Source organism: Streptomyces sp. CY-1 (genome assembly GCF_047218265.1).
In the GTDB taxonomy this organism is placed as follows: Bacteria; Actinomycetota; Actinomycetes; order Streptomycetales; family Streptomycetaceae; genus Streptomyces; species Streptomyces niphimycinicus.
Window position 1 is genome coordinate 8,041,821 of sequence record NZ_CP178393.1, and the last position, 20,450, is coordinate 8,062,270.

General features: G+C 72.9%; 16 protein-coding genes and 1 riboswitch. Of the genes, 10 read left to right on the forward strand and 6 right to left on the reverse strand.

Annotated elements, in window-relative coordinates; translation table 11 throughout:
* Nucleotides 1-15: 15 nt before the first annotated feature.
* From ACK1X7_RS34590 to ACK1X7_RS34600, 3 genes are all read right to left on the reverse strand, one after another.
* Nucleotides 16-717, reverse strand: coding sequence for a response regulator (locus tag ACK1X7_RS34590; RefSeq protein WP_364006902.1), 702 nt, complete (start codon nt 715-717; stop codon nt 16-18).
* Entirely contained in the window at nt 714-2,384 is a 1,671-nt protein-coding gene (locus tag ACK1X7_RS34595) for an ATP-binding protein (RefSeq protein WP_413116102.1), read from the reverse strand. The genes ACK1X7_RS34590 and ACK1X7_RS34595 overlap by 4 nt, the downstream gene beginning before the upstream one ends.
* Nucleotides 2,385-2,525: 141 nt before the next feature.
* On the reverse strand, nt 2,526-3,500 hold the full coding sequence (locus ACK1X7_RS34600; protein WP_390792730.1) for a sucrase ferredoxin: 975 nt from the start codon (nt 3,498-3,500) through the stop codon (nt 2,526-2,528).
* 303 nt (nt 3,501-3,803) lie between these two features.
* Here ACK1X7_RS34600 and ACK1X7_RS34605 point away from each other — a divergent pair, with 303 nt between their 5' ends.
* Nucleotides 3,804-4,130: a sel1 repeat family protein gene (locus ACK1X7_RS34605; protein WP_385151632.1), complete on the forward strand. Its 327-nt coding sequence runs from the start codon at nt 3,804-3,806 to the stop codon at nt 4,128-4,130.
* A gap of 305 nt (nt 4,131-4,435) precedes the next feature.
* Here ACK1X7_RS34605 and ACK1X7_RS34610 read toward each other — a convergent pair whose 3' ends face one another.
* The gene (locus tag ACK1X7_RS34610) at nt 4,436-6,889 is read right to left on the reverse strand and encodes a DNA gyrase/topoisomerase IV subunit A (RefSeq protein WP_385151629.1); all 2,454 of its coding nucleotides are present in this window, start codon (nt 6,887-6,889) and stop codon (nt 4,436-4,438) included.
* Between the two features lie 313 nt (nt 6,890-7,202).
* On the opposite strand from ACK1X7_RS34610, the gene ACK1X7_RS34615 reads away from it, so the two are divergent.
* The 4 genes from ACK1X7_RS34615 to ACK1X7_RS34630 all read left to right on the forward strand — a co-directional run bounded on the left by ACK1X7_RS34615 (nt 7,203) and on the right by ACK1X7_RS34630 (nt 12,265).
* Entirely contained in the window at nt 7,203-8,573 is a 1,371-nt protein-coding gene (locus ACK1X7_RS34615; protein ID WP_385151626.1) for a M16 family metallopeptidase, read from the forward strand.
* Nucleotides 8,574-8,593: 20 nt separating this feature from the next.
* The gene (locus tag ACK1X7_RS34620; protein ID WP_385151658.1) at nt 8,594-9,976 is read left to right on the forward strand and encodes a M16 family metallopeptidase; all 1,383 of its coding nucleotides are present in this window, start codon (nt 8,594-8,596) and stop codon (nt 9,974-9,976) included.
* A gap of 298 nt (nt 9,977-10,274) precedes the next feature.
* Nucleotides 10,275-10,438, forward strand: a riboswitch (cyclic di-AMP (ydaO/yuaA leader).
* Nucleotides 10,439-10,452: 14 nt separating this feature from the next.
* Nucleotides 10,453-11,247, forward strand: coding sequence for a M23 family metallopeptidase (locus ACK1X7_RS34625; protein WP_385151623.1), 795 nt, complete (start codon nt 10,453-10,455; stop codon nt 11,245-11,247).
* Between the two features lie 238 nt (nt 11,248-11,485).
* On the forward strand, nt 11,486-12,265 hold the full coding sequence (locus tag ACK1X7_RS34630; protein ID WP_385151621.1) for a GntR family transcriptional regulator: 780 nt from the start codon (nt 11,486-11,488) through the stop codon (nt 12,263-12,265).
* 204 nt (nt 12,266-12,469) lie between these two features.
* Here the strand turns inward: ACK1X7_RS34630 and ACK1X7_RS34635 are convergent, their stop codons facing one another.
* The gene (locus ACK1X7_RS34635) at nt 12,470-12,751 is read right to left on the reverse strand and encodes an HPr family phosphocarrier protein (protein ID WP_020867963.1); all 282 of its coding nucleotides are present in this window, start codon (nt 12,749-12,751) and stop codon (nt 12,470-12,472) included.
* A gap of 189 nt (nt 12,752-12,940) precedes the next feature.
* Here ACK1X7_RS34635 and ACK1X7_RS34640 point away from each other — a divergent pair, with 189 nt between their 5' ends.
* The 4 genes from ACK1X7_RS34640 (at nt 12,941) to ACK1X7_RS34655 (ending at nt 18,444) form a co-directional block, all read left to right on the forward strand.
* Nucleotides 12,941-15,856 (forward strand): GNAT family N-acetyltransferase, encoded by a 2,916-nt coding sequence (locus ACK1X7_RS34640; protein ID WP_390792731.1) that lies wholly within the window; start codon nt 12,941-12,943, stop codon nt 15,854-15,856.
* Nucleotides 15,857-15,918: 62 nt separating this feature from the next.
* Entirely contained in the window at nt 15,919-16,515 is a 597-nt protein-coding gene (locus tag ACK1X7_RS34645; RefSeq protein ID WP_030842663.1) for a DUF5998 family protein, read from the forward strand.
* Nucleotides 16,515-17,756, forward strand: a complete 1,242-nt coding sequence (locus tag ACK1X7_RS34650) for an alkaline phosphatase family protein (RefSeq protein ID WP_382957778.1) — start codon at nt 16,515-16,517, stop codon at nt 17,754-17,756. Before ACK1X7_RS34645 ends, ACK1X7_RS34650 begins: the two co-directional genes overlap by 1 nt.
* Before the next feature lie 43 nt (nt 17,757-17,799).
* Complete coding sequence (locus ACK1X7_RS34655; RefSeq protein ID WP_385156449.1) at nt 17,800-18,444, forward strand: thymidine kinase; 645 nt, start codon at nt 17,800-17,802, stop codon at nt 18,442-18,444.
* Nucleotides 18,445-18,492: 48 nt separating this feature from the next.
* Here the strand turns inward: ACK1X7_RS34655 and ACK1X7_RS34660 are convergent, their stop codons facing one another.
* The gene (locus ACK1X7_RS34660; RefSeq protein WP_385156446.1) at nt 18,493-19,266 is read right to left on the reverse strand and encodes a VOC family protein; all 774 of its coding nucleotides are present in this window, start codon (nt 19,264-19,266) and stop codon (nt 18,493-18,495) included.
* 287 nt (nt 19,267-19,553) lie between these two features.
* Here ACK1X7_RS34660 and ACK1X7_RS34665 point away from each other — a divergent pair, with 287 nt between their 5' ends.
* Nucleotides 19,554-20,390 carry a sulfurtransferase gene (locus ACK1X7_RS34665; RefSeq protein WP_385156443.1) on the forward strand — a complete coding sequence of 279 codons (837 nt, stop codon included), beginning with the start codon at nt 19,554-19,556 and terminating at the stop codon, nt 20,388-20,390.
* Nucleotides 20,391-20,450 lie beyond the last annotated feature (60 nt).

The window sequence follows — 20,450 nt, forward strand, 5'->3', positions numbered from 1 at the left end:
GGTTACGGGCGGGGTTCAGACCCACACATACCGGTGCTCGGGGCGGCCGGTCTCGCCGTACTTCAGGCTGAGCCGCACCCGCCCCGTGCGCTCCAGCAGCTTCAGATAGCGCTGTGCGGTCTGTCGGCTGAGCGAGGAGCGCTCGGCCACCTCCTGCGCCGACAGCGGGCCCTCGGCGCCCCGCAGCACCTCCCGTACGAGATCGGCGGTGAGCACCGAATGGCCCTTGGGCAACTCCGCGGGGCCGGCCGAGGCGCCGCCCAGGGCGCCGAAGATCCGGTCCACCTGGTCCTGTCCGGCCTCGCCGTCGCCCTCCAGCGCGCGGCGCAGCGCCGCGTACCCCTCCAACTTGGCGCGCAGCCCCGCGAAGGTGAAGGGCTTGACCAGGTACTGGAGCGCGCCATGGCGCATCGCCGCCTGGACGGTCGCGATATCGCGGGCCGCGGTCACCATGATGATGTCGGTGTGGTGGCCGAGCTGCCGCAGCCGCCGCACCAGCGACAGCCCCGTCTCATCCGGCAGATAGTGGTCCAGCAGCACCAGGTCGACGGGGGTGGTCTCCAGGACGGCCAGCGCCTCGGCGGCGGAGTGCGCCTGCCCCGCGACGCGGAAACCGGCCACCTTGCCGACGTACGCGGCGTTGACCCGGGCCACCCGGACGTCGTCGTCCACGACCAGCACCTCCAGAAGCCCGCCCGGTCCGGATCCAAGGGTCATCGCGGCTCTCCTGTCGCGGTCAGCGGTGCCCCGGCCGGCTGTTCGGCCAGTGCCTCGGGGAGGACGACGGTGAACTCCGCGCCCCCGCCCTCGCGGTCGGACACGCGGACGCTGCCACCCTGGCGTTCGGCCAGGCGGCGGACCAGCGCGAGCCCTATGCCGCGTTTGCCGTGCGCGGGCGGCTCCTTGGTCGACCAGCCCTCGGTGAAGACCACATCGCGCCGGTCGGCGGGTATCCCGGGGCCGGTGTCGGAGACCCGCAGCAGCACCGTACGCTCGTCCGCGCACAGCTCCACCTCGACATGCGGCTCCCGCGAACCGACCGCCGCGTCCAGGGCGTTGTCGATGAGATTGCCGACGATCGTCACCAGCCCCGGCGGGTCCACCAGCCGGTTGGGCAGCAGACTGTCCTCGGCGACGGACAGCGAGACCCCGCGTTCGGTGGCGACCGCGGCCTTGCCGACCAGCAGGGACGCCAGCAGCGGATCGTGCACCCGCTCGGTGACCTGCTCGGCGGTGGCCCGGTGCACTCCGATCGCCTCGGTGATGAACTCCATCGCCTCGTCGTGCAGTTCGAGTTCGAGCAGGCCCAGGAGAGTGTGCATCCGGTTGGCGTGCTCATGGTCCTGCGCCCGCAGGGCGTCGATCAGCCCCCGGGTGCCGTCCAGTTCGCGGCCCAGCCGCTCCAGTTCGGTGCGGTCGCGGAGAGTGACCACCGCACCGCCGTCGTCCGTCGGCATCCGGTTGGCGACCAGCACCCGGCCGCCGCTGACGGTCAGCAGATCGGCCCCGGTGACCCGGCCGGACAGCACATCGGTCGTACGGCCCGGGGCGAGCACCGCCTCCAGGGCACGGCCGGTGTCCTCGGGGCACAGATCCAGCAGCCGCTGCGCCTCGTCGTTGATCAGCCGGATGCGGCCCTGGGCGTCCAGGGCGACGACGCCTTCCCGGATGCCGTGCAGCATCGCCTCGCGCTCGGCGAGCAGCGCGGAGATATCGGAGAAGGCCAGATCATGGGTGCGCCGCTGGAGCCGTCGGGCCACCACATACGCCGCCAGGGCGCCGACGGCGAGCGCGCCGCCCGCGTAGGCGAGCATCTCCGGGACCGAGGCGACGAGCCGGGCGCGCACGCTCTCGTAGGAGATGCCCACCGAGACGGCGCCCACGATGCGGCCGCTCTCGGCGCGCAGCGGCACCTTGCCGCGGGCCGACCGGCCGAGGGTGCCCTCGTCGATCTCCATGATCTCCCGGCCCTCTATGGCGTCGGTGGGGTCGGTGGAGACATGCTTCCCAATCTCGCCCGGGGAGGTGTGCGACCAGCGCACCCCGCGCCGATCCATGATCACGACATATTCGGCGCCGGTCGCCCGGCGGATGCGCTCCGCCTCGGTCTGCACGGGCCCGTCGGGGGTGGGCCGGGTGTGCTGGAGCGCCTCGGCCAGCCGGGGCTCGGCGGCCGTGGTCTGGGCGATGGCGAGGGCGCGGCGCATGGCCTGGTCGTCGAGGTGGTCGCTGAGCGGCGCGAGGAAGAGGCCGGTCGCGAGCACGGTGACACCCGTGGCGATGGCGAGCTGCATCAGCAGGACCTGGGAGAAGACGCGTCGGGGCCAGCCGATGCGCCACCTTGTGGCCGTGGCTGCCTGCCCCGGCGGTATCGCGGCGCTCATGGCAACGAAGGGTAACCAAGGGCGGGCCGGAGGGGCCGCGCCAGGACCCGGGGGAGGGGCCCGAGAGGCGCGTTTCCGGGGCGGCTCGGGTTCAGGGAGCGGGGCGGCGATCTCGGAGGGCGACGGGGGCGGGGCGTGGGCTCAGAGGCGGCCGGCGGCCATCGCCCGTACGCCGGGTGCGGGCCGCCGGGCGGCCCGGATCCCGACGACCTCCATCCGGGCCGGGGAGCCCAGCGGGAGACCGCAGCTCTCCGGCCGCGGGGGCGCCGCGGCGACCCGCGCGACGCTCACCCGCCAGGCCCGGCCGTCGCGGTGCGCGACGGTCACGGACCAGACCGGGGCCTCGCCCGCGCTCCCTGCGACGGTCAGCGCGTCGGCCCCGTCCTCGCCGGTCAGCTCGCGGACGGCCAGCTCCGCCGCCTGGCCGGGGCGCTCCCAGGCGGAGCGGCCGCGGCAGCCCTCGGTGACCACCCGGCCCTGCCGCAGCGCCTCGATGACGTCCTTGACGCCTTGTGCGGTGGCGCGGCCGTAAGTGTAGCCGTGCGGCAGCACGACGAGGGTGGGGGAAAAGCGATGGCCGCCGATATGCGTGATCTCCCAGGTGCCGTGGACACCGGAGGCGGCCAGCTCGCCCGCCAGCGGGCGGCCGAGGAGGGCGCAGCAGCGGTCGCGCTTGCCGTTGGTGCACACCAGCACCAGCGGATCGCCGGTGTACTCCTCCCAGGCCGCGGGGTCGTGGGGGCGCAGGGTGAGCCCGCCGGGATCGCCCGCGCCCAGCGCGGCGAAGTCCAGACCGAGCAGCCCTGCGGGATCGTCCAGGGCGGTGGTGCGGATCCAGGAGCGGCCGGGCCGGGTGTGGGCCACGAAGACCCGGTGCCGGGCGCCGGTGTGCAGATCGGCGTGACGGCCGGGGCGGCGGATCAGCGCGACCCGTACGCCGGTGTACTCTGCGGCGTGCTCCAGCGCGCGTCCGAGGGCTCTGTCGAGCCGGCTGGCGGTGAGGGCCTCGGTGCCCCAGGGCCCGGGCTGTTCCACCAGCAGCCAGGTGGGGGCGGTGGCCGCCGTCCCGGCGAGCGGCTCGGACAGGTCGCGGGAAGCGGTCGCGCACGTGCTCACGAAGGTAAGCCTAACCTCTCTTGATCGATAGTGCGCACCGGAGTCGTGAGCATGCCCCGTGCGTGTGTACCTGAGCCCCCGGAAGAGCGGGCGGCGGGAGCCGCATGAGCGCCTTACGGTCCGCATACGGCGGAGGGCGGCAGTCCGCATCCCGCCGTGTGCCTGCCGTTCCACGGCGTGGGAGCCAGGCGCGACAATGGCGCTTCGGGGGTGGAGGGGGCGGATATGGGCGGTTTATGGGCGCGGTGGCGCAGGCGCCGGGGGAGACGCGGGGCGCGCTCGCTGGACCCCGGACTGAGGGCGATGGTGAGGGCGGCCTACGACGAGGGGCGGCCGATTCCCGAACCGCTCGCCCGTAAGGCGGCCGAGGCCGGTGATCCGCGAGGGATGACCGTCTACGGCATCGGGCTGGGCGAGCGGGGCGCGTACGCCGAGGCGGTCCACTGGCTCGGCAAGGCCGCCGCGGCGGGTGACCTCTCGGCCATGGTGGTGCTCGGCACCGTCCATCTGGACCACGGTGAGCTGGGCGAGGCGGAGCGGCACTTCCGGCGGGCGGCGGACCGCGGCCACGCCGGTGCGCGCCTCGCCCTCCGGCAGTTGCGCGCCCGGCGCAACGGCAGCGGCCACTGACAGGTGTGGCGCCGCCCTCCGCCGCCCGCGAGGCTCGGGGCCCGCCGCCAGCCTTCCGCCGTCCCAGGGTGCCGGGGCCGGGGGAGTGAACGGCGCGGGGGCCTGTGTACGCCGCGGGCGTCCGTGAGCCGCGAGGGTGCTTGTGAACGGCGCGGTGGCCCGTGAACGCTGCGGGTGTCCGTGAACGGCGAGCGTGCCTGTCGGCCTGGCAACGCTGGGGCGCCCGCACACGCCGCGGGCGCCCGCACACGGCGAAGGGCGCGGCACCCTCGCGGTGCCGCGCCCCTCGTCCTGCTCGTGCCGGGCTACACCGGCCCGGCCACCACCGTCACCGGCTTGGCGAGCGGTTCACCCGAGCCGTCCCGGCGCGGGTCGATGTCCGGCAGCGCCGCCGGGGTTCCGTTCGCCCCCGCCGCGCGGGCCGGGGTCGCGCCGGCCCAGGCCAGGACCAGGATGTCCTCGCCCTTCAGGAACCGCTGGCAGCGCACTCCGCCCGTGGCCCGGCCCTTGCGCGGGTACTGGTCGAACGGGGTGAGCTTGGCCGACTGCTGTACCGAGTCATCGAGCGTGCCGCTCGAGCCCGCGACCGTGAAGACCACCGCGTCGCTCGCCGGGTCGACGGCCGTGAACGAGATCACCTTGGCGCCGGAGCCGAGCTTGACGCCCGCCATACCGCCCGCGGCGCGCCCCTGCGGCCGCACCTGGCTCGCCGCGTAGCGCAGCAACTGGGCGTCGTCGGTGATGAAGACCAGATCCTCCTCGCCGGTGCGCAGCTCCACCGCGCCCACGATCCGGTCGCCCTCCTTGAGGCCGATGACCTCCAACTCGTCCTTGTTGGCCGGGTAGTCGGGGACCACGCGCTTGACAACGCCCTGCTCCGTGCCGATCGCGAGCCCCGGTGAGGACTCGTCCAGGGTGGTGAGGCAGATCAGCTCCTCGTCCTCCTCCAGGGAGAGGAACTCGGCGATGGGCGCGCCGCCCGCCAGATTGGGGGGCCCGGCCGACTCCGGGAGCATCGGGAGGTCGATCACCGTGAGCCGCAGCAGCCGCCCGGTCGAGGTCACCGCCCCCACGGAGCCCCGGGCCGTCGCCGGGACCGCCGAGAGGATCACATCGTGCTTGGCGCGCTTGGCCTTCCCCTCGACCGGGAACGGCTCGCCGTCGGCGGTGCGGGCCAGCAGCCCGGTGGAGGACAGCAGCACCCGGCAGGGGTCGTCCGCGACCTCCAGCGGCACCGCCGTCACCGGTGCGTTCGACGACTCCAGCAGTACCGTGCGGCGCGGGGTGCCGAACTTCTTGGCCACCGCGGCCAGTTCGCCGGAGACCAGCTTGCGCAGCTCGGCGTCGGAGTCGAGGATCCGGGTCAGCTCCTCGATCTCGGTGTTGAGCCGGTCGCGCTCCGACTCCAGCTCCAGCCGGTCGAACTTGGTCAGCCGGCGCAGCGGAGTGTCCAGGATGTACTGCGTCTGGACGTCGGAGAGGCCGAAGCGCTCGATGAGGGACCGCTTGGCCTCCGCCGCGTTGTCGCTCTGCCGGATGAGGCGGATGACCTCGTCGATGTCGAGGAGGGCCACCAGCAGACCCTCGACCAGGTGCAGCCGGTTGCGCCGCTTGGTGCGGCGGAACTCGCTGCGCCGCCGGACCACGTTGAAGCGGTGGTCGAGATAGACCTCCAGCAGCTCCTTGAGCCCCAGCGTGAGCGGCTGGCCGTCCACCAGCGCCACATTGTTGATGCCGAAGGACTCCTCCATCGGCGTGAGCTTGTAGAGCTGCTCCAGCACGGCCTCGGGGTTGAAGCCGTTCTTGATCTCGATGACCAGCCGCAGCCCGTGCTCGCGGTCGGTGAGGTCCTTGACGTCCGCGATGCCCTGGAGCTTCTTCGCGCCGACCAGGTCCTTGATCTTGGAGATGACCTTCTCGGGCCCCACGGCGAAGGGCAGCTCGGTGACGACGAGGCCCTTACGGCGGGCCGTCACGTCCTCCACGGCCACCGTGGCGCGGATCTTGAAGGTGCCGCGCCCGGTCTCGTAGGCGTCCCGGATGCCGCTCATGCCGACGATCCGGCCGCCGGTGGGCAGGTCGGGGCCCGGCACATGGCGCATCAGGGTGTCGAGGTCGGCGCCCGGGTGCCTGATCAGATGGCGGGCGGCGGCGATGACCTCGCCCAGGTTGTGCGGCGGCATATTGGTCGCCATGCCGACCGCGATCCCGGACGTGCCGTTGACCAGCAGGTTCGGATAGGCGGCGGGGAGGGTGACCGGCTCCTGCTCACTGCCGTCGTAATTCGGTGAGAAGTCGACCGTTTCCTCGTCGATCGACTCCGTCATCAGCGAGGTCGCCGACGCCATCCGGCACTCGGTGTACCGCATCGCGGCGGGCGGGTCGTCGTTGCCCAGGGAGCCGAAGTTCCCATGGCCGTCGACCATCGGCAGGCGCATGGAGAACGGCTGCGCCATGCGCACCAGCGCGTCATAGATCGACGCGTCGCCGTGCGGATGGAGCTTTCCCATCACCTCACCGACGACACGGGCGCACTTGACGAAGCCGCGCTCGGGGCGCAGCCCCATCTCGTTCATCTGGTAGAGGATGCGGCGGTGCACGGGCTTCAGCCCGTCTCGGGCGTCGGGCAGCGCGCGCGAGTAGATGACCGAGTAGGCGTACTCGAGGTAGGAGCCCTGCATCTCGTCGACGACGTCGATGTCGAGGATGCGCTCCTCGAAGTCGTCCGGCGGCGGGGTCTTCGTGCGGCGGCGGGCCATCGCGCTTGCGGCTCCTTCAACTGCCGATACGGGATCTGACGCCGACCATTGTGGCCCGCGCCGCCGACAAGTGTGGAACGGGCCGGGGTGGCAAGGGCCGGAGCGGGCTCCGAAACCGGGCCCGGCGGCCCCGTATCACGGCCCCTCGAAGGGCGAGGTCCGGCGCCCGAGAGGCCGCGGAAACGGTTCGGGGCAGCTCGGGAGGACGGGAACGGACCGGAACTTCGCCAGATGTCCGTCCCCTTGCATACAGTGACAGAAGCGCTGCGCATGCGGCTGGCACGCGCTCCATCACGCGATCGAAGGGACGTACATGCCCATGGGTCACACGGCCACGCAGCAGGCCGGCTCCGGCGGCCTGAAAGCGACCGAGCACCGCCTGGCCAATGGCCTGCGCGTGGTGCTCTCCGAGGACCATCTGACCCCGGTCGCCGCGGTCTGTCTGTGGTACGACGTCGGCTCGCGCCATGAGGTCAAGGGGCGCACCGGCCTGGCTCACCTCTTCGAGCACCTGATGTTCCAGGGCTCGGCGCAGGTGACCGGCAACGGCCACTTCGAGCTGGTGCAGGGGGCCGGCGGCTCGCTCAACGGCACGACCAGCTTCGAGCGCACCAATTACTTCGAGACCATGCCCGCCCACCAGGTCGAGCTCGCCCTGTGGCTGGAGGCCGACCGAATGGGGTCCCTCCTGACCGCGCTGGACGAGGAGAGTCTGGAGAACCAGCGCGACGTCGTCAAGAACGAGCGCCGCCAGCGGTACGACAACGTGCCGTACGGCACCGCCTTCGAGAAGCTCGTCTCCATGGCGTACCCCGAGGGCCATCCGTACCACCACACCCCGATCGGCTCCATGGCCGACCTGGACGCGGCCTCCCTGGAGGACGCGCGGGAGTTCTTCCGCACCTACTACGCCCCGAACAACGCCGTGCTGTCGATCGTCGGCGACATCGACCCCGAGCAGACGCTCGCCTGGATCGAGAAGTACTTCGGCTCCATCCCCTCCCACGACGGCAAGCGCCCGCCCCGGGACGGCACGCTCCCGGAGGTGATCGGCGACCAGTTGCGCGAGGTCGTGGAGGAGGAGGTCCCGGCCCGCGCCCTGATGGCCGCCTACCGGCTGCCCCACGACGGCACCCGTGAGTCCGACGCCGCCGATCTGGCGCTGACCGTCCTCGGCGGCGGGGAGTCCTCCCGGCTCCACAACCGCCTGGTGCGCCGCGACCGCACCGCCGTAGCCGCCGGATTCGGCCTGCTGAGGCTGTCCGGCGCCCCCTCGCTGGGCTGGCTGGACGTGAAGACCTCCGGCGGCGTCGAGGTGCCCGCCATCGAGACCGCCGTCGACGAGGAGCTGGCCCGCTTCGCCGAGGAGGGGCCGACCCCGCAGGAGATGGAGCGGGCGCAGGCGCAGATCGAGCGCGAGTGGCTGGACCGGCTGGCCACGGTCGGCGGCCGGGCCGACGAGCTCTGCCGGTACGCGGTGCTCTTCGGCGACCCGCAGCTCGCGCTGACCGCCGTGGAGCGGGTGCTCGACATCACCGCCGAGGAGGTGCGGGCCGTGGCCGCGGCGCGGCTGCGCCCCGACAACCGCGCCGTGCTGGTCTACGAGCCCGTCGAGGGCGCCGAGGACGCAGCCGACACCGCCGAAGCCGCCGAGACCGACGCAGAAGGGAAGGCGGCCCAGTGAGCGACGCCGTCACCGCGACCATGACCTTCCACCCGCAGCCCAAGGGCGGCGCGCCCAAGCCGTGGGCGTTCCCGGCCCCCGAGCGCGGTGAGCTGCCCAACGGCCTTACGGTGCTGCGCTGCCACCGACCCGGCCAGCAGGTCGTCGCCGTCGAGATCAATCTGGAGGCGCCGCTGGACGCCGAGCCGGCCGGGCTCGAAGGCGTCGCCACGATCATGGCGCGCGCCCTGTCGGAGGGCACCGACAAGCACGACGCCGAGGAGTTCGCCGCCGAGCTCGAGCGCTGCGGCGCCACGCTGGACGCGCATGCCGACCACCCCGGCCTCCGTGTCTCCCTGGAGGTCCCGGTCTCCCGGCTGCCCAAGGCGCTCGGGCTGCTGGCCGACGCCCTGCGCGCCCCCGCCTTCCCGGACGGCGAGGTCGAGCGGCTGGTGCGCAACCGGCTGGACGAGATCCCCCATGAGCTGGCCAACCCGGCCCGCCGCGCCTCGATGGCCCTCTCCGCGGCCCTCTTCCCGGCCGAGTCGCGGATGTCCCGGCCGCGCCAGGGCACCCAGGAGACCATCGAGGGCATCGACGCCGCGGCCGTGCGCGCCTTCTACGAGGCGCATGTCCGCCCCTCCACGGCCACCGCCGTCATCGTGGGCGACCTCACCGGGGTCGACCTCGACGGGGCGCTCGCCGACACCCTGGGCGCCTGGACGGGCGGGGCGGGCGTGCCGCGCACGGTTCCCCCGATCGTCGCCGACGACCTCGGCCGTGTGGTGATCGTCGACCGGCCGGGCGCGGTGCAGACCCAGTTGCTCATCGGGCGCGTCGGCGCCGACCGCCATGACCGGGTCTGGCCCGCGCAGGTGCTCGGCACGTACTGCCTGGGCGGCACTCTCACCTCCCGCCTCGACCGTGTGCTGCGCGAGGAGAAGGGCTACACCTACGGGGTGCGCGCCTTCGGCCAGGTGCTGCGCTCCGCGCCCCCGGCGCCTTCGGGCGGCTCCGCGGGCGCCGCCATGCTGGCGATCAGCGGCTCGGTGGCCACCGAGGTCACCGGGCCCGCGCTGGAGGACCTCTGGAAGGTGCTGCGCACGCTGAAGGAGGAGGGGCTCACCGACGAGGAGCGCGATGTCGCGGTGCAGAACCTGGTGGGCGTCGCCCCGCTGAAGTACGAGACGGCGGCGTCCGTCGCGGGCACCCTCGCCGACCAGGTCGAGCAGCACCTTCCGGACGATTTCCAGGCGCAGTTGTACGCCCGCCTCGCGGAGACCGGCACGGTGGAGGCGACCGCCGCGGTGGTGTCCGCCTTCCCGGCGGACCGGCTGGTCACGGTGCTGGTCGGGGACGCCTCGGCGATCGAGGAGCCGGTCCGGGCGCTGGGCATCGGCGAGGTGAGCGTCATCTCCGGCTGAGCCGCTTCGAGTTGGCCGGTTGGCCGGATCCGATCCAAGAACCCGCGATCCGGCCGGCTCACCGACGATCCGGGTTGGCTGACGGTCCGGCAGCCGGTCCGGTCGACGAGTTCACAGCGGAAGGGCCCTGGCCCCCGTAAGGGTGCCGGGGTCCTTCCTTCATGCCCGATTTGCGGCAGTGACAGCTTGTTTGGTTTGTGGGGAGAGCAACAAAAAACCGGAACCGTTTGGTGATCGAAAGCGGGCCCGTTTAGCGTCAGTCCGGCTGTTCGCCAGCAACCCGCCGCATCCGCGGCACGGACAGTCATCGCCGAGTCCCCGTACGGCGCGAGCCAGGGGAGCCGGGGACCCACACGTCCCCAGGGGTGAATCGGGCGCCTTCCCCGGCCGGGGGAGGAGTCCGTAGGAGACCTTCCTGCTCCGAACCCGTCAGCTAACCCGGTAGGCGAGAAGGAAGGAAAGGAGTGCGCCTCAGTATGGCGTCCACCCGCACTGCCACCGGGAAACACCGCCGGACCACCAAGGTCAACGTCCGCACCGGCGCGAACGTCGTGGGCATCACCACCGTCGCCTCGGGCGTCGTCGCCGGGATCACCGGACAGGCGTTCGCGGCCGACACGGGCCCCAGCCCCCAGCAGACCGGTCTGACCCAGGCGATCGTGATCGGCGACGGGATCGCGGACCAGATCGAGGCCCAGGCGCAGTCCCAGGAGACCGCCGCCGCGCAGGCCGCCGCCAAGGCCAAGGCGGAGGCGATCGCCCGCCAGGAGGCCGCCAGAAAGGCGGAGGCCGCGGAGAAGAGGGCCAAGGCCGAGCGTGAGGCCAAGGAGCGCGCGGCGCGCGAGGCCGAGCGCAAGCGCCTCAACACCTTCGAGACGCCGATCAGCGGCTCCTACGTCTCCACCGGCTACCACGCGTCCAGCGGACTGTGGTCCTCCGGCAGCCACACCGGCATCGACTTCCACGCCTCCTCCGGCACCTCGGTGCACTCCGTGGGCATGGGCGAGATCGTCGAGGCGGGCTGGGGCGGCTCCTACGGCAACAACGTCGTCATCAAGATGAACGACGGCACCTACACCCAGTACGGCCACCTGTCGTCGATCAGCGTCTCGGTCGGCCAGAAGGTCACCCCCGGCCAGCAGATCGGCCTGTCGGGCGCCACCGGCAACGTGACCGGACCGCATCTGCACTTCGAGGCCCGCACCAGCCCGGACTACGGCTCGGACATCGACCCGCTGGCGTATCTGCGCTCGCACGGCGTCAACGTCTGATCTCGCGGCACTCCGCGAACGTCCGGCCCCGCGGGACTCCGCGCACGCCCGCGGTCCCGCGAGAATCCGAGAAGGCCCCGTCCACCGGACGGGGCCTTCGGCGTGCCGCCGCCCGCTGACCAAAAAATATCCATGAAATGCACTCCGCCATCGGAAAAGACGTCCGATTGGAATAGAGTCGTTCAATGCGCGTTCCATGGATGCGTTTCGCGGGCGTTAAGGCGGAGGTTTCGACAATATGGGACCGGAAGTGAGCGGGGATACGACCGAGGTCCAGGGCGGTCGCCGGATTTCGGCGCATGCGGTGTGCACGGCGATTCGCGACGACATCGTCTCCGGCACATATCGGCCCGGCAGCCGGCTCACCGAGGAACTTCTCGCCCGGCGCTACGGCGTCTCGCGGGTGCCGGTCCGCGAGGCCCTGCGCACCCTGGAGTCCGAGGGCTTCGTGACGACCCGGCGGCACGCGGGGGCCTGCGTCGCCCAGCCCTCCGAGCGCGAGGCGGCCGATCTGCTGGACATCCGGGCACTGCTGGAGCCGCTGGGCGCCGCACGGGCCGCACAGCGCCGCACCGAGGCCCATCTGAAGGTGCTGCGCGGGCTGGTCCGGCTCGGCCGGGAGCGGGCCCAGCACGGCCGGCTCGGCGAACTGCCGCCGCTGGGCGACTGGTTCCACGAGACGCTCGCCCAGGCGTCCGGCAGCCCGAGCCTGGCCGCGATGCTCGTCCAACTGCGCCGCAAGACCGCCTGGGTGTACGCGGCCGCTCCCGCGCCGCAGCCCGTACCGCACGCCACATCGCCCGGGGGCGCCCGGCACCCCGACCCGGCCGCGCGGGCCGTGGAGTCCTGGGCGGAGCACGGCGCACTGGTGGACGCGGTGGCGCGCGGCGACGCCGACCGGGCGCGGGCGCTCGCCGCCGCGCACACCGAGCGCGCGCTGGCGGAATACCGGCAGCGCCGCCCGATCCCGGTGAGGGCTTCGAAACATTCCGTAAACACGGCGAGCGGCCGGAATTAACAGATATCCCGTATACAATTCTCGGGAATTCTCTGCGCGGATTCGTGGCGCCTGGTTCCCGGTCCTCCGAGTCGGGGTGGAAGCGGAAAAACAGCGGGGCCGCGGTGGCCGTAATGGTCACCGCGGCCCCGTCGTGCCGAATCCTCGAGTCGCACGGGAATCACACGGGAAACACGTGTGACTCGCATGCGAATCAGCGGGGGGTCAGACGGTCTCGGGAAGCTCCTCGAGGCCCTCCGCCACCAGCTTCGCCAGCCGGTCGAGCGCGACCTCGGCATCGTCCGCGTCGGAGGCGAGGACGACCTCCTCGCCGCCCTGGGCGCCGAGGCCCAGCACGGCCAGCATGGAGGCGGCGTTGACCGGGGTGCCGTCGCCCTTGGCGATCGTGATGGGGACGCCGGCGGCGGTGGCCGCCCGGACGAAGATCGACGCAGGGCGGGCGTGCAGGCCCTCGGCCCAGCCGATGGTGACGCGGCGCTCAGCCATGGTGTTGCCCTTCAGGTGTGACGGGTGCGGTTGTCTAGACCAAAATCATACGGTGTCCGGATTCACCCGGACGATGTCCGAGTGAGCCCGAGCGTGCCCGGACTGGCCCGATACGGACCTTCCCCCGACACTCGGCCCCGACGCAAGGGTGTCCACCATCCGGACCGGGCGGGCCCGTACCCTGGGCCCATGCGGAGCCCGTCGGACCATCACGCCTACCCGACCCACTGGGAAGCCGATGTGGTGCTGCGGGACGGTGGCACGGCACAGATCCGTCCCATCACCCCCGATGACGCCCAGCGGCTGGTCAGCTTCTACGAGCGGGTCTCGGACGAGTCGAAGTACTACCGCTTCTTCGCGCCCTACCCGCGCCTCTCCGACCGCGACGTCCACCGCTTCACCCACCACGACTACGTCGACCGGGTGGGCCTGGCGGCCATCGTGGGGGATGAGTTCATCGCCACCGTGCGGTACGACCGCATCGACGGACAGGGGATGCCGGCCGCCTCCCCCGCCGACGAGGCCGAGGTCGCCTTTCTCGTCCAGGACGCCCACCAGGGCCGCGGGGTGGCCTCCGCGCTCCTCGAACACATCGCCGCCGTAGCGCGCGAGCGGGACATCCGCAGGTTCGCCGCCGAGGTGCTGCCCGCCAACACCAAGATGATCAAGGTGTTCACGGACGCGGGCTACACCCAGAAGCGCAGCTTCGAGGACGGCGTCGTCCGCCTCGAATTCGACCTCGAACCCACCGACCGCTCCCTGGCCGTCATGCGCGCCCGCGAGCAGCGGGCCGAGGCCCGCTCCGTCCAGCGGCTGCTGGCGCCCGGCTCCGTCGCCGTCATCGGCACCAGCCGCACGCCCGGCGGCGTCGGCCGCACCGTACTGCGCAACCTCCTGGACGGCGGCTTCACGGGCCGCGTCCACGCCGTCAACCACGCCTTCCCCGACGACATGGTGCACTTGGAGCCCGAGGGCGTCCCGGCCCACCGCTCGCTGCGCGCCATAGAGGAGCCCGTGGACCTCGCCGTCGTCGCCGTCCCCGCCGAGCGGGTGCCCGCCGTCGTGGCCGAATGCGGCGAGCACGGCGTCCAGGGCCTCGTCGTGCTCTCCGCCGGATACGCCGAGAGCGGGAGCGAGGGCCGCGACCGGCAGCGCGACCTCGTCCGCCAGGCCCGGTCGTACGGTATGCGCGTCATCGGCCCCAACGCCTTCGGCGTCAGCAACACCGCCGAGGGCGTCCGGCTGAACGCCTCCCTGTCCCCGCAGTTGCCCAACCCCGGCCGGCTGGGCCTGTTCACCCAGTCCGGGGCGATCGGCATCGCGCTGCTGTCCGGGCTGCACCGGCGCGGCGCCGGGCTGGCGAGCCTCGCCGGGATCGCGGGGATATCGACCTTCGTATCCGCCGGGAACCGCGCCGACGTCTCGGGCAACGACCTCCTCCAGTACTGGTACGACGATCCGCGCACCGACGTCGTCCTGATGTACCTGGAGTCGATCGGCAACCCCCGCAAGTTCACCCGGCTCGCCCGGCGCACCGCCGCCGTCAAACCGGTGGTCGTCGTCAAGGGCGCCCGCCACACCGGCAGCGCCCCCACCGGCCACGCCGTGCCCACCACCCAGATCCCGGACGCCACCGTCTCCGATCTGCTGCGGCAGGCGGGCGTCATCCGGGTCGACACCGTCACCGAACTCGCCGACACCGGGGTGCTGCTCGCCTCCCAGCCGCTGCCCGCCGGTCCGCGCGTCGCCATCCTCGGCAACTCCGAATCGCTCGGCCTGATCACCTACGACGCCTGCCTCACCGAGGGCCTCCGCCCGCTGCCGCCCCGCGACCTGACCACGGCCGCCGCCCCGGACGACTTCCGGCGCGCCCTGACCGAGGCCCTTACCGACGACGCCTGCGACGCCGTCGTCGTCACCGCCATCCCCTCGGTCGGCGACGGAAACGCGGGCCCCGGGGACGGCGACGGCGGTGCGGAGGCCCTCGCGACGGCCGTAAGGGAGGCGGCCCAGGCTTCCGGGCCCGGTCCGGACAAACCGGTGGCCGTGGTCCACCTGGAGATCCAGGAGCTCGCGGAGGCCCTTGCCGGCACCGGCGGCGAGCCCGCCCCCGGCACCCGCCGGATCCCCGCCTACCCCGCCGCCGAGCGGGCCGTGCGCGCGCTCGCCGAGGCCGTGCGGTACGCGCACTGGCGGCAGGAGGCCGCCGAGCCCGGGCGGGTCCCCGAGTACGAGGACATCGACGAGGCGGGTGCGGCCGCCGACATCCAGGTGCTGCTCGCCCCGGCCGACGGCACCCCGGGCGACGGCCCTACGGCCGACGGCACGGGCGGCGGGACCGCCGAAGCCACGCGCGGCGGGCCCGGCGACGGTAAGGCCGAAGCCACGGCCGGCGTCCCCGGCGACGACGCGGGCCTCGGCGTCGAGCTGTCCGCCGCCGACACCCAGCGCCTCCTGGCCCGCTACGGCGTCAGCGTGCTGCCCGCCCTCCCCGCGCCCGACCCCGACGCCGCCGTGCGGGCCGCCGAGCGGCTCGGCTTCCCGGTCGCGCTCAAGCCCACCGCCGCCCATCTGCGCCACCGCGCCGACCTGGGCGGGGTACGGCTGGAGCTGGGCAGCGAGACGGAACTGCGCCGGGCCTACGCCGAGTTGACCGACTACCTGGGCCGCCCCGAGGAACTGGGGCTGGTCGTGCAGCGGATGGCGCCACGCGGTGTGGACACCGTCGTACGGGCCGCCATCGACCCCGCCGCCGGGGCCGTGCTCTCCTTCGGGCTCGCCGGTGCCCCCTCCGAACTGCTCGGGGACACCGCCCACGGCCTCGTCCCCGTCACCGGCCGGGACGCCGCCGAGCTGATCCGGTCCATCCGGACCGCGCCGCTGCTGTTCGGCTGGCGCGGCTCCAAGCCGGTGGACACCGCGGCCCTGGAGGAGCTGCTGCTGCGGGTGTCCCGCCTGGTGGACGACCAACCCGAGATGGTCGCCGTCGACCTCGAACCCGTCGTCGTCGCCCAGCAGGGCCTCTCCGTGCTCGGCGCCTCGGCGCGGCTGGCCCCGCCGCCCCCGCGCACCGACCTGGGTCCCCGCCACATGCCCGCCTACTGAGTCGGCCGGCGCCTTGGCGGGCACCGGCGCCGGTGTCGGCGCGGCCCCGTAGGATGGTGCACATGGCGAAGACCGGTACGACGACCCAGGGGCTGCGCGCGGCGATCGAGCGCAGCGGCTATTACCCGGCACTCGTGGCCGAAGCGGTGGAGGCCGCCGTGGGTGGTGAGCCCATCGTGTCGTACCTGGTCCATCAGGAGACCACCTTCGACGCCAACGAGGTCCGCCGCCATGTCACGGTGCTGGTCCTCACCGGCAACCGCTTCATCGTCAGCCACACCGACGAGCAGGCCGCGGACGGCACCTCCCCGTCGCCGTACGCCACCACCTCCACCGAGTCCGTGAAGCTCCAGCGGATCTCCTCGGTCGTGCTCAGCCGGGTCGTGGCCAACCCCGAGTCGTACACACCGGGCACGCTGCCCCGTGAGGTCGTGCTGACCATCGGCTGGGGGGCCGTCAGCCGCCTCGACCTGGAGCCCGCCGCCTGTGGCGACCCCAACTGCGAGGCCGACCACGGCTATACGGGCTCGTCCACCGCCGACGACCTCAGCCTGCGGGTCAGCGAGGCGGGGGACGGCCCCGACACCGTCCGCCAGACCCTGGCCTTCGCCCAGGCGCTCTCCGAGGCCACCGCGGCCACGCCGGACACCGGCCGCTGATGTCCGGCTCCGCCACCGGCCCACTGCCCTCCGCCGCCTCCTTCTGGCCAGAGCCCACCCCGCTCGACCCCCGCTCCGCGCCGCTGCCGAAGTACGGCACCGGCTCGCTCGCCGATCTGCTGCCCGCCGTCGCCGCGGGCCAGGAGGTCCCGGGGCTCTCCTCCGGTCTGGGGCTCGCCCCCGCCGACCGCGTCTGTGTCTTCCTGGTCGACGGCCTCGGCTGGGAGCTGCTGCGCGCCCACCCCGGCGAGGCGCCCTTCCTGACCTCGCTGCTGCCCAGCTCGCTGGGCGGTGCCGGGAAGCCGCTCACCGCGGGCTTCCCTTCCACCACCGCGACCTCGCTCGCCTCGGTGGGCACCGGCCTGCCGCCCGGCGCCCACGGCCTGCCCGGCTATACGGTGCGGGACCCCGGCACCGGCCAGTTGATGAACCAACTGCGCTGGCAGCCCTGGACGGATCCGCACGACTGGCAGCCGTATCCGACCGTCTTCCAGCTCGCGGATGCCGCGGGCGTGCACACCTGCCAGGTCTCCGCGCCGACGTTCGCCGAGACCCCGCTCACCAAGATCGCGCTGAGCGGCGGCACCTTCCACGGGCGGCTCACCGGTGAGGAGCGGATGGACCTCGCGGCCGAGCAACTCGGCGCCGCGGGCCGCTCGCTCGTCTACACGTACTACAGCGAGGTGGACGGCAAGGGGCACCGCTTCGGTGTGGACTCGCCCGAGTGGCGTGATCAGCTCCGCTATGTCGACGGGCTCGCCCAGCGGCTCGCCGAACAGCTCCCGCCCCGCTCGGCGCTCTATGTCACCGCCGACCACGGCATGATCGACATCCCGTTCGACCCCGAGTCGCGCATCGACTTCGACGAGGACTGGGAGCTGCGCGCGGGCGTCTCGCTGCTGGGCGGCGAGGGCCGCGCCCGCCATGTGTACGCCGTTCCCGGCGCCGCGGGCGATGTGCTGGCCGTCTGGCGCGAGGTGCTGGGGGAGCGGATGTGGGTGGCCGGCCGTGACGAGGCCATCGAGGCGGGCTGGTTCGGCGGGCCCGGCGGTGCCGATGGCGGGGTCAAGGGCGTCGACGACCGGGTCTACCGGCGGATCGGCGATATCGTGGCCGCCGCGTGCGACGACGTCGCGATCGTCGCCTCGCACACCGAGCCGAAGGAGTCCGCCATGGTCGGGCTGCACGGTTCGATGACCCCCGTGGAGCAGCTCGTGCCGCTCCTCGAAGTACGCTCCTGAGCGCCCCCGTTCACCCCCGCCCAACGAAAGGCTCCGCTTTCCCATGCCCGAGCTGGTGTTCTTTTCCGGAACGATGGACTGCGGAAAGAGCACCCTCGCTCTGCAGATCCAGCACAACCGCTCGGCGCGAGGGCTCCAAGGGATGATCTACACCCGGGACGACCGGGCGGGCGAGGGCAAGCTCTCCTCACGGCTGGGTCTTGCCACCGAGGCGGTCGAGGTCGCCGACGACCTCGACTTCTACGACCATGTGGTCCAGGCACTGACCGCCGGGGGCCGGGTCGACTACGTCATCGTGGACGAGGCGCAGTTCCTGACCCCGCCCCAGATCGACCAACTCGCCCGGGTGGTCGACGACCTGGAGCTGGACGTCTTCGCCTTCGGTATCACCACCGACTTCCGCAGCAAGCTCTTCCCCGGCTCCCAGCGCCTGGTGGAGCTCGCCGACCGGGTGGAGGTGCTTCAGGTGGAGGCGCTGTGCTGGTGCGGCGCCCGGGCGACCCACAACGCCCGTACCGTCGGCGGCCAGATGGTCGTCGAGGGCGCCCAGGTCTTCGTGGGCGACGTCAACCGGCCGGAGAGCGAGGTCGGTTACGAGGTGCTGTGCCGACGTCACCACCGGCGCCGGGTGACGGCAGCCGGAGCGCGCGCCGCCGCCCTGTCGCCGGATGTGCTGCCCGTCGACTGAGGGGCTGTCCCGCGGAACAGCCCCTGGCCCTCCGGCCGGCGCTCCCGCCTATCCCTCGGCGCGCCGTACGACGGTGAATGCGGCCCCTTCCGGGTCCCGCACCGTGGCCCGGTGGCCGGTCGCTCCCCGCGACGGCGGCCGCACCACCTGACCGCCCAGCTCGGTCACCCGGCGCACCGTGTCGTCCACGTCGTCCACCGCGAAGTGCGTCATCCAGTACGGGCCCCGGTCGCGCGGCAGGGCGTCGCCCACGCTCTGGATCGCGCAGACCGGCCGGCCGTCCAGATGCAGGGTGCGGCAGCCGGGCTCCTCCCCGGTCGCCGTCTCCGCCTGGTAGCCGAAGACCATCCGGTAGAACTTGTGGACCCCGGTGCCCTCACGGGTCAGCAGCTCATGCCAGACCGGGGTGCCCGGCGCGCCGGTCTCCTCCGCCGTGTATGTGGACTCCTGCCACACGCCGAACACCGCGCCCTCGGGGTCGGCGGCGATCAGCGTCCGGCCGGCCTCGTCGGCGTCCAGCGGGCCGACCGCCACGGTGCCGCCACAGGCGCGGATCATCTCGGCGGTCTCATCGGCGTCGTCGGACGCCAGATAGGTCGTCCAGGCCACGGGCAGATGGCGTTCCGGAGGCAGCTCGCTCAACCCGGCGACTGGCCTGCCGCCCTGGACCGCGCGGACGTACGCGCCGAGCTGCTGTGGGCCCGGTGTGAACTCCCAGCCGAACAGGGAGTGGTAGAAGTCCTGTGTCGCGGCAAGGCTGTGCACCATCAGACTCGTCCAGCAGGGCGTGCCCGGTGTGCGCCGAGTCGCTGCCTCGGTCATACGTCAATCTCTCCTCGGACCATCGTGGTGGACATGCGGCCCCGGGCCGGTCGGCGGCGCGGGGCGGTCGTGCGGAGGTGCTGATGCGGGGGGCCCGACCGATGTTTTCACCACCTGTCGCACATGGCGCCCTGGCGGAACCGCAATTCGCCATGCCCCGCAGCAGAATGTCTGAATTACTACCGCACGTCCGTTTCGGCTTCATTGCGCTCTGGTGTCACTCGGACGTACACCGGGTGACCGGGTGGTCCAATCGACGCAGAGATATCTACGCAAGGATGGTTCCTATGCATGCCATCATCACCGCATCCGATCTCATGAGTGAGCTGGCGGAGGAGCAGCCTCCGCTCCTGCTCGATGTGCGCTGGCAACTCGGCGGGCCGCCTGGCCGCCCCGCATACGAGGCGGGGCATCTGCCCGGTGCCGTCTACGTCGATCTCGACACCGAGCTGGCGGCCCCGCCCGGGAAGACCGGCCGTCACCCCCTGCCCGATCTTTCCGCGTTCGCGGCCGCGATGCGCCGGGCCGGGGTGAGCCAGGACCGGCGCGTAGTGGCGTACGACGGCGGACAGGGGTGGGCCGCGGCGCGCGCGTGGTGGCTGCTGCGCTGGGCGGGGCATCCGTCCGTCAGGGTGCTGGACGGAGGTCTGTCCGCCTGGACCGCGGTCGGCGGCGCCCTGACCACCGATGAACCGGACGCGCCCGAGGGCGACTTCGTCCCGCGGCCCGGGGCCCTGCCGCTGCTGGAGGCCGACGACGCGGCGGCGCTCGCGCGGCGCGGGGTGCTGCTGGACGCGCGCGCGGGCGAGCGCTACCGGGGCGAGGTCGAGCCCATCGACCCCGTCGGCGGCCATATCCCGGGCGCCGTCTCCGCCCCCACGGTGGAGAACGTCACCGCCGACGGGCACTTCCTGCCCGCCGACCGGCTGGCAGAGCGGTTCGCGGCCCTGGGTGCCACCGAGGACGCCGAGGTCGGGGTGTACTGCGGCTCCGGGGTCTCGGCCGCGCACCAGGTCCTGGCGCTGGCCGTGGCGGGCGTTCCGGCGGCCCTGTACGTCGGCTCCTGGAGCGAATGGTCCTCGGACGGCGGCCGTCCGGTGGCCACGGGCCCCGAGCGGGGCTGAACACGCCGACGGGCCCCGCCACCGGCGTGCGGTGGCGGGGCCCGGATCGGCCGCCGCCGG

Excerpts from the sequence above, each read along its gene's own strand:
- ACK1X7_RS34640 (WP_390792731.1), top strand. The coding sequence starts at position 12,941 with ATGCGGAGCCCGTCGGACCATCACGCCTACCCGACCCACTGGGAAGCC.
- ACK1X7_RS34660 (WP_385156446.1), bottom strand. The coding sequence starts at position 19,266 with ATGACCGAGGCAGCGACTCGGCGCACACCGGGCACGCCCTGCTGGACG.
- ACK1X7_RS34650 (WP_382957778.1), top strand. The coding sequence starts at position 16,515 with ATGTCCGGCTCCGCCACCGGCCCACTGCCCTCCGCCGCCTCCTTCTGG.
- ACK1X7_RS34625 (WP_385151623.1), top strand. The coding sequence starts at position 10,453 with ATGGCGTCCACCCGCACTGCCACCGGGAAACACCGCCGGACCACCAAG.
- ACK1X7_RS34655 (WP_385156449.1), top strand. The coding sequence starts at position 17,800 with ATGCCCGAGCTGGTGTTCTTTTCCGGAACGATGGACTGCGGAAAGAGC.
- ACK1X7_RS34665 (WP_385156443.1), top strand. The coding sequence starts at position 19,554 with ATGCATGCCATCATCACCGCATCCGATCTCATGAGTGAGCTGGCGGAG.
- ACK1X7_RS34590 (WP_364006902.1), bottom strand. The coding sequence starts at position 717 with ATGACCCTTGGATCCGGACCGGGCGGGCTTCTGGAGGTGCTGGTCGTG.
- ACK1X7_RS34595 (WP_413116102.1), bottom strand. The coding sequence starts at position 2,384 with ATGAGCGCCGCGATACCGCCGGGGCAGGCAGCCACGGCCACAAGGTGG.
- ACK1X7_RS34610 (WP_385151629.1), bottom strand. The coding sequence starts at position 6,889 with ATGGCCCGCCGCCGCACGAAGACCCCGCCGCCGGACGACTTCGAGGAG.
- ACK1X7_RS34635 (WP_020867963.1), bottom strand. The coding sequence starts at position 12,751 with ATGGCTGAGCGCCGCGTCACCATCGGCTGGGCCGAGGGCCTGCACGCC.
- ACK1X7_RS34620 (WP_385151658.1), top strand. The coding sequence starts at position 8,594 with ATGACCTTCCACCCGCAGCCCAAGGGCGGCGCGCCCAAGCCGTGGGCG.
- ACK1X7_RS34630 (WP_385151621.1), top strand. The coding sequence starts at position 11,486 with ATGGGACCGGAAGTGAGCGGGGATACGACCGAGGTCCAGGGCGGTCGC.
- ACK1X7_RS34605 (WP_385151632.1), top strand. The coding sequence starts at position 3,804 with ATGGTGAGGGCGGCCTACGACGAGGGGCGGCCGATTCCCGAACCGCTC.
- ACK1X7_RS34615 (WP_385151626.1), top strand. The coding sequence starts at position 7,203 with ATGCCCATGGGTCACACGGCCACGCAGCAGGCCGGCTCCGGCGGCCTG.
- ACK1X7_RS34645 (WP_030842663.1), top strand. The coding sequence starts at position 15,919 with ATGGCGAAGACCGGTACGACGACCCAGGGGCTGCGCGCGGCGATCGAG.